Here is a 12,825-nt window from a genome sequence, read left to right as displayed (position 1 = left end):
AACCTTACATTTAATTTGATATCACTTTATTCTCCTTTAAATATTTTAACCTGAATTCATATGTAAATGTCAAAAACCCCCACAAATATTTCTAAATGTGGGGGTTTTAAATCTTTGAAAACATTTTATACCAATTTTTGTTTGAATTCCTTCTAATAACTGGTATAATTAAGAAGAATAAATATAGAAGGGGGATTTTTTAATGACAAATCAATCTAAACACAAGGAGGAAATTATACTCACTAAAATTTTTTGAATTTGTGTCTTAACAACAAGGGCATTTCAGTTGAATTGTGAAAACTGAGATTGAGTGAGATGTTTTATGAAAATCAAAGATAATAGGGAGGGTTTCAATTGAAAAAAGTATGGTTACAATGTTTATTGGCAGTTTTATTATTTATTCTGGTCGGCAATTGCCTGGCGGCTTCAAATTTTCCGCAAAGCGGCACCACTATTCAGGAAAATACGGCTGATTGGGGAATGATCATGCTGAATGACGATTACTTTTTAATGAATAACGTCTGGAATAAAGAGGCTGCCTCCGGCGTTTACCAGCAAAGAATCTTTCAAGAGAACATCAATGGCAAACCAGCAATTGGCTGGCAATGGCAATGGCCGTATAGTGTTAATGTAGTTGCTTATCCAGAGGTTATTTATGGCGATAAGCCTTGGGACAAGTCACTGGGACTGGTGGCAGACTTTCCATTTAAAGCCGGTTCTAAGCAAGTGACTGCTGATTTTGATATTAAGATACAAGCTACCGGTACTTATAATATGGCTTTTTCACTGTGGGCAATCACCGATCCTGCTAATCCGAAAAAAACCATCAGCCATGAAATCATGATCTGGAATGTCAATCATAATATGACACCCGCGGGCCAAAGGAAAGAGACTATTACGGTTAGTGGGCACGTTTTCGATGTTTATGTAAAAAACAGTCATGGTGACGATTCGGGAGCAAACGCCAATATTTGGACTTATATTGCGTTTTCCCCTCGAAAATCAATCTTCAAAGGGCCACTGGATATCAGCGCTTTCATTGATTATCTCATCGATCAAGAAATATTAACAAGCGCAAATTATATCACTAGTATCGAACTTGGAAATGAAATTGTCACCGGAAAGGGAATCACAGAAATCAGTAATTATGCGATTGTTATTAAAAATAAACAATAAAAATAGTAAAAAATGAGAATTATTTGAATTAAATCAAAGATAATAGAGGCAAACTTTACTGAACGACTCTAAAAAACCCATCTCAAAATTAATACTAATATCGATTTATTCATTTTTCATTCTTGGATAAGTATTTATAAATTTTTGTATTTTTTAACTTTACTTCTGCTCAATCCTTTAGAGCTTTCTAATAATTCGTTATTTATATCTAAAACATAAACTCTAACTCGCTTACCAAAATGATTTAGTGGATAAATAATAGCAAACGCCATTTTTGATTTAAACATAAAAGAAAAACAGGCATTCATAGATCACAGAATGCCTGTAAATAATTCAAATAACTTATTGATACCCTCACCTATACTTCCAGATAATTTTCTAATAACCAGGAGCCTCCAAAAAAGAAACCCATAGTGATGATTGCAACGGCTATAATCAGCCCACTATCCAGATAGATAGGTATACAATTTAGACTTCCATTTAATTCTTTAATAACATCAACCTGTATATCAGGTAAGAATTTTAAAAGAGGTGCTAAAAATATGGACAACCTGAATAAAAGATAATTACTTAGAATAAATACTACAATAGAAATCAACCCCCGAAATCTATCAAAAAAAAGGCTAATCAGTTGAGAAAACTGGCTTATTATAAATATACCTATTCCACTAATCCAATATACAAAGCAAATCTTTAAGATAGTACTATTTATCCAGGAAATAACAATAGGATCAGGTGAGCCCTGAAGAATAGTAATAATAAATCCCTGCTGAAAGAGATAAATCATCAGGGTGGTTAGAATTACAATTGCTAGATAAAAAGTCATGCTCGCAGTTAACTTAGCTAGATTTATCTGCCAGCCTGCCTTTGGCAGCGATAAGGTTAAATAGATCGTGTCATCTTTCCATTCCTGACGAAAGGAATTATAGCCAAGCCATAATACCAGTAATGGGAAAATACTAAATGGTAGGAAACTTAAGCCAAATGGCATTCCTAAAGGCCAGGAATGAATTTTATAAAACAAGAACAATTCCCAGGATAAGGTTATTAATAATGATACCAGCATAAAAAATGAGATATTATAGATTTCTTTTTTATAAAGTTTCCACCAGGCTTTCATATAAATACCTCCTTCACTAGGTCCTGAATAGACATTCCATGTTCACTTCTTAAGTCATCAGCATTTCCCTGCAATTTCACAGTACCATATTCCAGAAAAACTACATAATCGAAAAATCTTTCTGCTTCCAAAACCTCATGTGTTGACAGAATAATAGTCTGCTTCTCTGCATCGTATTCATTAATTAACCCTTCTAATATTCTAGCTCTGGATTGAGGGTCAATCCCTGCCAGAGGTTCATCCATAACAATTAAGGGGACATTTCTGGCCATTGTCAACACAAGTTTAACCCTTCCTGCCATTCCCTTTGAAAGACTCTTGATTCTCATTTCTGGTTTTAAATTCATAAAGTCTAGAATTTCCAAAGCCCTTTTCCTCTCAAAGGTTGAAAACTGACTTTGAAAAAAATCAATAATCTGAACTATCTTCATGTTTTTATATAAATGATTTATTTCAGGTAGAAAAGCAACCTTCTCTTTTAGCCGTCGATCTAGTTTTTGCCCAAAGACCAGCAGCTCTCCTCTGGATGGCTTAACTAGACCTACTATTGATTTCAAGATTGTAGATTTTCCACTACCATTAGGACCAATTAACCCAGTAATTCTTCCAGCAGGAAAATTTATATCTACCCCCTGTAATGCTTCAACCCCAGGATATTTTTTTACAAGATTTTTTATTTCTACAGCATTTCCATCTATCAATATAAAAACCCCCTTTAATTCTCTTTATTAACTTTAAAATTGATAAGCCCCTTTTCTACCAGATTAATAATTTCTTCAGTAGAAAAACCAATTGCCGTCATTTCCTGGAGAAACCTGAAGGTAGCATTTCTGGCCATTTCTTTTTTTATTTCAAGCACCATGTTTTTATCCTCCTTGATAAAAGTTCCCCTTCCCCTCTGTGTTTCGACCAGTTCCAGTGTCTCCATCTCCCGGTAGGCTCGCTGAATAGTATTAGGATTCACCTCAATTTTTTTAGCCATATCCCTTTGAGAAGGAAGCTTATCTCCTGGATTTAATTCGCCTCTGACTAGCATCTGTTTAATTTGATCTATAATTTGTTCATAGATTGGTTTTGATGCATCAAAATTTATGTTCATTATTAACCCTCTCTCAATCAATAAATAACTCATATTTTGTCAATTTTAAAGTTATTAACAATTACATACTTTTTCATTACCTCGGTTAACTTCCTGTAAGTCTTTAGCTGCCAATACAACCATTATAATAAAAACCAAACTTAATACTAATATAAAACCAGTTAATACCCTTCCTTTATGTTTCGTTTTATCTCTCTCTTCCATTTCTTCAAAATAATCATCTTCTATTAAATAGTGAACTAGTTTACTATTGCACTATGATTATATCGAATTTTCTTTATTCTGTCAATACTATTTTTGAAATTAATGCAAAGTTAGTAATAAACTATATTGTTTTCCTTGAAATTTTTTAATTTCATCTATCTGGTCTATATTTCTTGTTGATGCAGTCTGAAGGTACTGAAAGATATTCTTTAATAGCATAATATTCTGTAAATTTATCAGTCAAAAAGTCATCAGAATTCAAAAGTAATGCTTGACACTCTCCAACAACGATTATCAATAGCTGGTAATCTAGACCACGAAAAAATAGGAAGCCTTAATTTCTCCTACAACATCTCGCAAATTATCTCCAATTAACGGTTACAAAGCTAGCATTTTCTTTAATACTTATTGCTGCTCCCAGCTGTTTTTCTTTTGGATTTTATAGCAGAGATAATTACCACAGCAATTGCTATAACACCAGCAACCTGAATAGTCTGCAGACCATAATAAACCATTGACTTAAGGTCTCCATAAATCATAGCTGACATAGTCTGATACATACCAGCACCAGGAACAATTGCAACTATACCAGGAATCAAGTAATTAGTCTCAGGTAAATTCCTGAGATAAGATAATAATCTTGCCAGAGAACTAATCATTAAAGCAGAGATAAAGCTAGCTAAAATAATAGAACCGCTGTAATCTTTAATAAACAGAAAAACAATCCAGCCCAATCCCCCAATCAAGCTGCAATAAAACAATTCCTCCCTAAAAATATTCAGGATTATAGCAAAAAATAATGTAGCCATAAAGGCACTAATAAATTGAATAATCACAAATACACTACCCCCAGCAAGGCCCCTAATTTAAGTGTGATACCGACACCAGTAGCAATAGATACTGCTACAAAGACAGCCTCAATTCCCCTGGAAAGACCAGCTAACAGATCTCCTCTAATAATATCAAGAACTGCATTGGTAATCGCTACACCTGGTACCAGCGGCATGATAGCCGCAAAGATAACCTTATCTATATGCAGTGTTGTAACTTCCATACTTAAAAGCAGTGTTACAACTGTAATCAAACTTGAATCCAATAGTTTAATAATAAAATCTGAGAGAGGCAACTGTCTAAATCCATAATCAATAACTCCCAGCATTCCCCCAACCACAGCCGCTACCCAGAAATCTGTTTGATTTCCCTGAAACATAATTGTAAAAAAGGCCGACATTAGCCCAGTCGCTAAAATTCTAACCAAAAAGATATATGGAGCCAGGTTAATTATCTCTACTAATTCATCAAAGAACTGATCATCACTCTGATCACCTGCAATAAATAACAAGGCCAGTTTCCAGACCAGAGCAACCTTATCTAATCTAATACCCCGATCATAAATTCTTCTGATCAAAGTAATAGTATCATCCAGTTCTCCTTCTCTAACATTTAACATGATTACTGTTGGTGTTGCAAAAACTTCCACCTCAGCCACGTTTTTTGCTATTAATATATCCTTAACGATCCGTTCAACCCGGTTGGTTTCAGCTCCGTTTTTTAGCAATATCTCTCCCACTTTTAAAGCAAATTGAATTTTCTTGTTCTTAACTGATATCATAATCCACCTCTTAAAATCTTTAGAAAATAACTCTGTTATAATATTAACATAATTATAGTATATATTCTATATTAAAATGCATCATGTACCAGTACCAGGTGAGCTTTTACACGAATTATTTTATGTTTTAGAAAGTGTTGTTACGCCCCCTAGCGTAATTGGACAAGCAGCCGACTATATAGCCTGAACCTTAGGCCGGCTGCCTTGATAAATAAATTTGGATGGAACAATAATCCACAATATTTATTTCCTCCTTTACTCTACCTACTATATTTCATTCAGAAGAATGATTAAATTGGCTCCAAACTATATTAAATAGCAATTATTATTTTTTCATTTCTCTCACTTTCGCCTCATACCTTATTATTTAACATTTCTCGCTCCTCTGAATAAAGATGAGATTGATAATTATATTACTCATCAGCTTGAACTGGCTAGGATCAATCATCCAATCTTTACTGCCAGCCCCGGATTAATCCTTATTTCATCTGCATCCCGCAAATCATATATTAATTGACATAATTCTTGAGTAGAAAAAAACCATTCCAGCTCAGTAATTAATCTGGGAGAACTACTGGCTGCACTCATGTTTACAGGTAGATCTTTTATATTACTTGACCAAGTTGATCATGATACTGGCTTAATACCCCAACAAGCCTTTTAGTCGGGCATTATTTTTCTCTGCTGTTTCAAAGGCAATAAATCATAGAAAAGGATTCTTATCATCTAAAACATCTTGTATAATTACAATGGGGTCTGATATCAGTCCATATTTATCATCTTCTGGATATGTCACAGCAAGTGTTGGATTATCACTTGCATATGCTCTAACACTTTCCATTGAATCCCATTTTGTGCATAGGAAGAAATGAGCATATTCCCCTTGTTCAACAATTTTCAAATAGGCCCCTCTGTTTCCTTTTAATGCTATAGTATCTTTTACACCTGTTTCATATTCATATTTTTCAAATGCATCCTTCATATGAATTGGCACTATACCATGCCATGTTCTTGATATCATTATTCATACACCTCTTATATTATAAATTATTTTGTTCTAATGCAAAATCAACAGCTTTTTTGGCATGTAGCATTGTAGTATCAAAGATCGGAATCTCACTGTCTTCATTCTTTATTAGCAATGGAATTTCTGTACAGCCTAAAATAACTCCTTCTCCACCATTTTTCTTGAGATTTTTTATTATTTTTCTAAATTTATCTCTAGACTCTTCTTTTATAATTCCTGATATCAATTCTTTATAAATGACATTATGGACAACTTCCCTTTCTTGGGCATCAGGTATAACAACATCTATTCCATATTTTTCTTTTAATCTTTCTTTATAAAAATTTTCCTCCATAGTAAACTTAGTTCCCAAAAGACCAACTTTATTCATATTTTTAGCCTTAATTTCTTCAGCAGCTGCATCAGCTATATGTAATAAAGGAACTGTTATACTTTTTTGAACATCTGCAGCCATTTTATGCATTGTATTTGTACATATTAATATTAAATCTACTCCTGCTTTTTCTAATTTTCTTGCAACATCAATCATCTTACTCGTTAATAGCTCCCATTTCCCCTTATGCTGTAATTTTTCATATTCTGCAAAATCAACTGAATACATTACACTTTTACAGGAGTGTGGTTCCCCCAATTTTTTCTTGACAGCCTCATTTATAATCCGATAATATTCAAGTGATGATTCCCAACTCATTCCACCAATTAAACCTATTGTTTTCATTTAATGTTCCCTCCTAAGTTTTTGAATCTGCTGGTTTTGCTAAATAGATAGAGAATTTTACCCTTTCCTGAGAACTTACTTCAATTATAATTATTTTACAAATTAATTTCAACTTGCAATTAAAAAATCATCAGACATAGAATTTTTAGCCTCAATTAACATAATTTTGTTAATTCCTTCATATCCACCATCTATTTCACATTGGCTTCAGGATTTAAATCCGGTATATTTCATATATCCAAAACAGGTGCTTTCTTAAAACCTAGTAAAACCTCATCGAATCAAAAGTTGCCATAACTATTCATTTCCTATTGATTTTTACACAATGCAAAAGCAGATAGCCGGATTTAATATTTTAAGATTAACGGCTATCTGCTTTCCACAACTATTCTATTTTATGTTCCTCTCTTTATTTTAATAATTTTTCCGCTTTTTTAGCAGCATTGTCTAAAGCTTCTTGCACAGATACGTTATCATCTATAACTGCTCTTTGTATTTCAGTCATAATGATTTCCTGTAACTCCTTATATCCCGGAACCATAGGACGCGGCTTTGCATACTCTAACTGGTCAATTGCCACCTTGAATTGAGGCTTTTCTTCATAAAGCTTTTTCATTTCTTCGCTATTTACTGCTGAAACTTTTACCGGCATATATCCAGTGCCCTTACTCCAATTTATAGTTTGATCCTTGTCCGTCATATATTTTATGAATTCCCAGGCTGCTTTTTTCTCATCAGCAGATGATTTTGAAAGAATTACCAGGTTAGTACCGCCAGTAGGTACACCGTACTCTTTTTTAGCTGGTAAAAATGCAGTCCCTACTTCAAATCGGGCTTGAGAAATAAGATTGTTCAAACTACCGGTTGATGTAAAAATCATAGCAACTTTTTGATTAATAAAATCCTGGACAGCAACATCCCATGCGTTGTATTTTTCTCCTGGAGGCATTCTCATAACTCCTTCTTCAATCATATCCTTCCAGAACACAACTGGCTCTATGCCTTTCTGAGAGTTGAAGGCCGGCTTTGTTCCATCATCAGTTAGGATTTTACCACCGTTTTCAAAGACCAAAGCCTCATAGAACCAAATATCTATTGGAGTAGAAAATCCATATACTTCTCCATTTTTAGTCAGCTTACGTGCATATTCTCTAAGCTCATCCCAAGTTTTTGGTCCGGCCGGATCAAGATTTGCATTGCTCAACATATCTTTATTGACGTATAATAATGGTGTGCTTCTATTAAATGGAATGGCATATAATGTATCTTTCCAGTAAGAATTCCCCATTAAACCGGGAATAAATTCATTTAGATCCAATCCACTCTTGCCATCAGCATAAGGGCCAAGGTCTTCTAAAGCTCCATTTTCTGCAAAAGTACCTATAGAAGCAATCTCAATCATCGTAACATCAGGTTGTGTTCCAGAAGCTAAAGCAGAAAGTACCTTTGCATGGTTTGCATAATAATCACCTTGATAAGTTGCCTTTACTACGATTTCATCTTGAGACTTATTAAAATCTTCTACCATTCCTTCAATAATCTTTCCACTTTTACCACCTAATGAATACCAAAACTCTATTTCCTCTGGACTATTTGTCTCTGTTTCATTTGTCTGATTACCACATGCTGCCAATAATACTACCATCATAAAGCACAAACAAATTGTTAATAATCTTTTCATTTTATAAATCATTTTATAAGTACCTCCCAGTTAACAATTATTATTTAATTCCTGAATAAACAAAGGCTTTAATAATCTGCCTTCGGGCAAAGAAAAACACAAGCAAAATAGGCGCAACAAGAATCATATTTCCTGCCATCACGATGTTCCAATTAATCCCCCCTTCAGCATCCTTTAACATTGCAATTCCTATGGGTAAGGTTCTAATAGCTTCACTATTTGTCATAACTAACGGCCAAAAGTAATCATTCCAATGGTATATAAAACTAAATAACCCAAATGTAATAAACACAGGCCTGGCCATTGGTACCATTATATTCCACATAATCTTCCATTCGCTGGCATCATCCAGCTTTGCAGCTTCAATGATTTCATCGGGTACCTGCATAAAAGACTGTCTTAAAAGAAAAATACCAAATGCACTTGCTCCGAATGGAATAATAAGTGGAATATGTGTTTTTAATGCACTCCAGGCACTCATCTGTAAATAAACCGGTAAAAAAGTGATCTGTGGAGGAATCATCAATGCAGCAATTGTTATACCAAATACAAGCTTATAGCCTTTAAATTTGTATCTTGCAAAGGCATATGCAGCAGGAACCATCGTTGCAAATTGAAGGGCTAATATACTTACTGAAACCAATACACTATTTATAAAATAGGTTACAAATGGCCCCGATGACCAGGCCTTAACAAAATTTTGAAACATTAATTTGTCTGGTATCCACTTAGGAGGAAAAATCAAAACCTCCTGCAAAGATTTAAAAGATGTAGATACCATCCATACAAATGGAAATACAAATATCAACGCCAAAAGTATCAGGGCTAACTTATCCAATACATATAAAATCTTTTTCAACGTCAGTCGCTCCTTCTTTCTTTCCTATCTGTAGTAAACATGTTTAGATAAAAACATGAAATGAAATATCGTCATTATGCCTACAATTACTAACAAAACTACTCCTGCAGCTGAAGCATATCCTATTTTAAAGAAATCAAATCCATATTGAAAAATATAATAAACCAGCATGTTGGTGGAATTAATAGGCCCCCCCTGCGTCATAACCTGCACAGTATCAAATACCTGAAATGATGATATGGTGCTTACTATTAACAAGAAAAATATTGTCGGTGAAAGCATCGGCAGAGTAATTTTATAAAAAGTTGTCCACTTGTTAGATTCATCTAACTCCGCTGCTTCATAAATATCCTTTGGGATACTTTGAAGTCCAGCCATTACAATTAAGGTATTATATCCAAGAACTTTCCATACACCTACAATAACCAAAGAAAATAACGCTGTATTGGGATGAGTTAACCAAAGGGATTTAGGCAAACCCATTAGTTCAAGAACTACATTGAGCAATCCATATTGAGGATCCATCATCCATAGCCAGAGCAAAGCTACTGATACTAATGAAATAATATAGGGACTGAAAATTGCACCTTGAACAATGTTATATAATGTACCCTGCTTATTCAGCCACAATGCTAAAAGTACTGCTAATACTAAAGAAAAACCAACGGTTAAAACCGTATAAATCAGAGTATTATACAAAACTTGATAAAACTCTTCCGATGTAAACAGCTCTATATAATTATTAAACCCTATAAATTCCTTTTGGGGGCTAATAAAATTCCACGAAGTAACGCTTAAGCGAATCATATAAAATATTGGATATATAAAAAACATAAGAAAAAAGCTCAAAGCTGGTGCAACCATAACGTAGGGTTTTAGTTTGCTCAGGCGAATCATCTACCCTACCCCTCTCATATTTGTCTTTAAACAATTTTCTTTATTTTTAAGTATAGAGAATAGCTCATTGCGGCCCTGCAGACGCTTTCCTTCTTCATCAAAGAAATAAATATTAGAATAATCTATATTTACAAATATATCTATATTTTCATTAAAAACTTCAGAATATGACTTTACATTTATTCCCCCAAAATTAGTTTTAATATGATATATAGTTTCTGATCCTAATATCTCCCTCGTAACAATCTTGCCCTGAATAGAAAAACTATTATCAGATTTATCCTGGGATATAATTGATTTTTCAGGTCTAAACCCAATTCTTGTAAAACCGTGTGAAGGATTTTCAAATGTTATAATGTTCATTGGTGGCGCTCCAACAAATTGTGCTGTAAATAAATTCTCAGGCTCTCTATATAGCTCAACGGGATTAGCTGCTTGCTTAATTTCTCCTTCGTTCATTACCACTATCTTGTCTCCCATAGACATAGCCTCTACCTGATCATGGGTAACATATAGAAAAGTCGTTCCTAACCTTTTATGTAATTGAATAAGTTCAGTCCTCATTTGAATTCTAAGCTTTGCATCTAAGTTAGATAAGGGCTCATCCATCAAAAATACCTTAGGCTTTTTAACCATAGCCCTCGCTAAAGCTACTCTTTGTCTTTGCCCTCCGGATAAATGTGCGGGTTTTCGATTTAAACATTCTGACAATCCAACAATTTCACATATTTCTTGGATCACTTTTTCTCTGTCTTTTCTCTCAACCTTTTTATTCTTTAAACCAAATTCTATATTCTGTTTAACCGTCATAGTAGGATACAACGCATAATTTTGAAATACCATTGATATTTCCCTTTTGCCTGGCTGAACATCTGTTACTTCCCTGTTTCCAATGCATATGATTCCACCATTTACTTGCTCTAGACCGGCAATCATTCTTAATATTGTTGACTTGCCACATCCCGATGGTCCTACAAGTACTGTAAATGAACCATCCTCTATCTCAAGATTTAAATTTTTGATAATGGTATTGTTACCATATTTCTTGCTTACATTTTTCAAGATAATATTAGCCAATTTGTAATTTCTCCTTTCTTTCAACTTTAAATATCTCTTCTATTACAGATTTTTTACTATTAAGCACCGTCTTAAATTTTGCTAGCTAAAACCTTTTCAGGATAATTAGTAATTATTACAATATTATCACTCAGATCAGTAATTCTATTAATATTGCTACTTTTATTTACAGTCCAACTCATGATTCCTATCCCATTACTCTCCATCAGATCAATTATATTCTGGTCTAGATAATAATGAGAAATAGATATAAAACTAGCCCTAGTATACTCAAGTTGTTCCAGTATTAGTGTAGAGCGACCACTTATCAATAAGCCAGTGTTAAACCCTGGATCAATCTCATTAATAGATTTTATAATCTCATGATTGAATGATTTTATATAAACCTGAGAGGTCAAATTAAATTGTTTTATCAGCTCAATTACCCTCTTCTCAATTTCAGGAGAATCATGTCCGTCAGACTTTATCTCTATTATTAAATCATCTTTACTCTCTGTTTCCTTAAAAAGCTGTAATACTTCCTCTAGCGCTGGTATCTTCTCTCCTTTATATTCAGCTTTAAACCAGCTGCCAGCATCAAATTTACTTAATTGTTGATAATCTTTATCTCTGACAAAGCCTTGTCCATTGGTAGTTCTATCAATAAAAAAATCATGTATTACTACCGGAACTAAGTCTTTTGTAAGTTGAATATCAATCTCTACTCCAGTAATTCCTGATGTATGTAAGGCCATTTCTATAGCAGCCATAGTATTTTCAGGCGCTCTGGAAGAATAACCGCGGTGAGCACAGCATTTCAACATATTTCCTTCCCTCCTAAGTATTATCCAGGCAAAATATTCTTTGTTGATAAATAGAATATAAAATTACATATCTGCTTAATTTCTGTGCACTAATATGTATAATAACAGATTCTTATTTCAACGATATTAATAAACTGTTAATACTTTGTTAAAATTCAAATATTTAAAGTTTTTATAATCTCACAAAGGAAGATTATATTTTGTTTTATGGTAAAATCATATTATTAAATAAAAAAAGAGGAAGACTTTTATAATCTTCCCCTAAAATAACAATTTATTTGTCAATTAACTGGCAAGCCACCCTCCACCAACAGAAATAAATGCTCTGTGGACAGTTTCAAATATGGATACTATCTTTTTCTTTAACGCTTGACTATCCATAATATACCCCTTTATAGATACTTATATTTCAAAGAAATCTATAATCATATCTGGATTATGAAATAAAAATAATAACTTTGCAACAATATATAGGAATTCCATTAAATTCATAATTGTCCAGGCTAAATTTGGAGAGGTCAAATCAAATATGAATTAGCAAGGTATTAAAGG

Annotated in this window: 15 protein-coding genes; 1 reads left to right on the top strand and 14 read right to left on the bottom strand. The window is 33.5% G+C overall.

The genetic code is table 11. From position 1 onward, the window contains the following. Positions 1–354 precede the first annotated feature (354 nt). Positions 355–1,176 carry a GH12 family glycosyl hydrolase domain-containing protein gene (locus GM661_RS05705; protein WP_230869142.1) on the top strand — a complete coding sequence of 274 codons (822 nt, stop codon included), beginning with the start codon at positions 355–357 and terminating at the stop codon, positions 1,174–1,176. 358 nt (positions 1,177–1,534) lie between these two features. On the opposite strand, the gene GM661_RS05700 is transcribed toward GM661_RS05705, so the two are convergent. From GM661_RS05700 to GM661_RS05640, 14 genes are all read right to left on the bottom strand, one after another. Further along, positions 1,535–2,296 (bottom strand): hypothetical protein, encoded by a 762-nt coding sequence (locus tag GM661_RS05700; RefSeq protein ID WP_230869141.1) that lies wholly within the window; start codon positions 2,294–2,296, stop codon positions 1,535–1,537. Then, positions 2,293–2,997, bottom strand: a complete 705-nt coding sequence (locus GM661_RS05695) for an ABC transporter ATP-binding protein (RefSeq protein WP_164522172.1) — start codon at positions 2,995–2,997, stop codon at positions 2,293–2,295. The genes GM661_RS05700 and GM661_RS05695 overlap by 4 nt, the downstream gene beginning before the upstream one ends. Positions 2,998–3,011: 14 nt before the next feature. Continuing rightward, positions 3,012–3,395, bottom strand: coding sequence for a GntR family transcriptional regulator (locus GM661_RS05690; protein ID WP_230869140.1), 384 nt, complete (start codon positions 3,393–3,395; stop codon positions 3,012–3,014). 602 nt (positions 3,396–3,997) lie between these two features. Continuing rightward, positions 3,998–4,435 (bottom strand): threonine/serine exporter family protein, encoded by a 438-nt coding sequence (locus tag GM661_RS05685; RefSeq protein ID WP_230869139.1) that lies wholly within the window; start codon positions 4,433–4,435, stop codon positions 3,998–4,000. Further along, on the bottom strand, positions 4,432–5,211 hold the full coding sequence (locus GM661_RS05680) for a threonine/serine exporter family protein (protein WP_230869138.1): 780 nt from the start codon (positions 5,209–5,211) through the stop codon (positions 4,432–4,434). The genes GM661_RS05685 and GM661_RS05680 overlap by 4 nt, the downstream gene beginning before the upstream one ends. Before the next feature lie 444 nt (positions 5,212–5,655). Continuing rightward, entirely contained in the window at positions 5,656–5,799 is a 144-nt protein-coding gene (locus GM661_RS05675) for a hypothetical protein (protein ID WP_230869137.1), read from the bottom strand. A 115-nt stretch (positions 5,800–5,914) separates the two neighbouring features. Then, complete coding sequence (locus GM661_RS05670) at positions 5,915–6,232, bottom strand: hypothetical protein (RefSeq protein ID WP_230869136.1); 318 nt, start codon at positions 6,230–6,232, stop codon at positions 5,915–5,917. 19 nt (positions 6,233–6,251) lie between these two features. Next, positions 6,252–6,956 (bottom strand): aspartate/glutamate racemase family protein, encoded by a 705-nt coding sequence (locus GM661_RS05665; RefSeq protein WP_230869135.1) that lies wholly within the window; start codon positions 6,954–6,956, stop codon positions 6,252–6,254. A 108-nt stretch (positions 6,957–7,064) separates the two neighbouring features. Next, on the bottom strand, positions 7,065–7,151 hold the full coding sequence (locus tag GM661_RS19080) for a DUF6997 domain-containing protein (RefSeq protein WP_407929646.1): 87 nt from the start codon (positions 7,149–7,151) through the stop codon (positions 7,065–7,067). A gap of 214 nt (positions 7,152–7,365) precedes the next feature. Then, positions 7,366–8,646: an ABC transporter substrate-binding protein gene (locus tag GM661_RS05660; protein ID WP_407929645.1), complete on the bottom strand. Its 1,281-nt coding sequence runs from the start codon at positions 8,644–8,646 to the stop codon at positions 7,366–7,368. Positions 8,647–8,677: 31 nt separating this feature from the next. After that, the gene (locus GM661_RS05655) at positions 8,678–9,496 is read right to left on the bottom strand and encodes a carbohydrate ABC transporter permease (protein WP_230869133.1); all 819 of its coding nucleotides are present in this window, start codon (positions 9,494–9,496) and stop codon (positions 8,678–8,680) included. Between the two features lie 24 nt (positions 9,497–9,520). Continuing rightward, the gene (locus GM661_RS05650) at positions 9,521–10,393 is read right to left on the bottom strand and encodes a carbohydrate ABC transporter permease (protein ID WP_230869132.1); all 873 of its coding nucleotides are present in this window, start codon (positions 10,391–10,393) and stop codon (positions 9,521–9,523) included. Then, positions 10,394–11,470, bottom strand: a complete 1,077-nt coding sequence (locus tag GM661_RS05645; RefSeq protein ID WP_407929644.1) for an ABC transporter ATP-binding protein — start codon at positions 11,468–11,470, stop codon at positions 10,394–10,396. A gap of 71 nt (positions 11,471–11,541) precedes the next feature. Next, positions 11,542–12,273, bottom strand: a complete 732-nt coding sequence (locus GM661_RS05640; RefSeq protein WP_230869130.1) for a glycerophosphodiester phosphodiesterase — start codon at positions 12,271–12,273, stop codon at positions 11,542–11,544. Between the last annotated feature and the right edge of the window lie 552 nt (positions 12,274–12,825).

Origin of the sequence: Iocasia fonsfrigidae, assembly GCF_017751145.1 — a bacterium.
Lineage (GTDB): Bacteria > Bacillota > Halanaerobiia > Halanaerobiales > DTU029 > Iocasia > Iocasia fonsfrigidae.
This window is presented reverse-complemented; position numbering and strand designations above follow the sequence as displayed.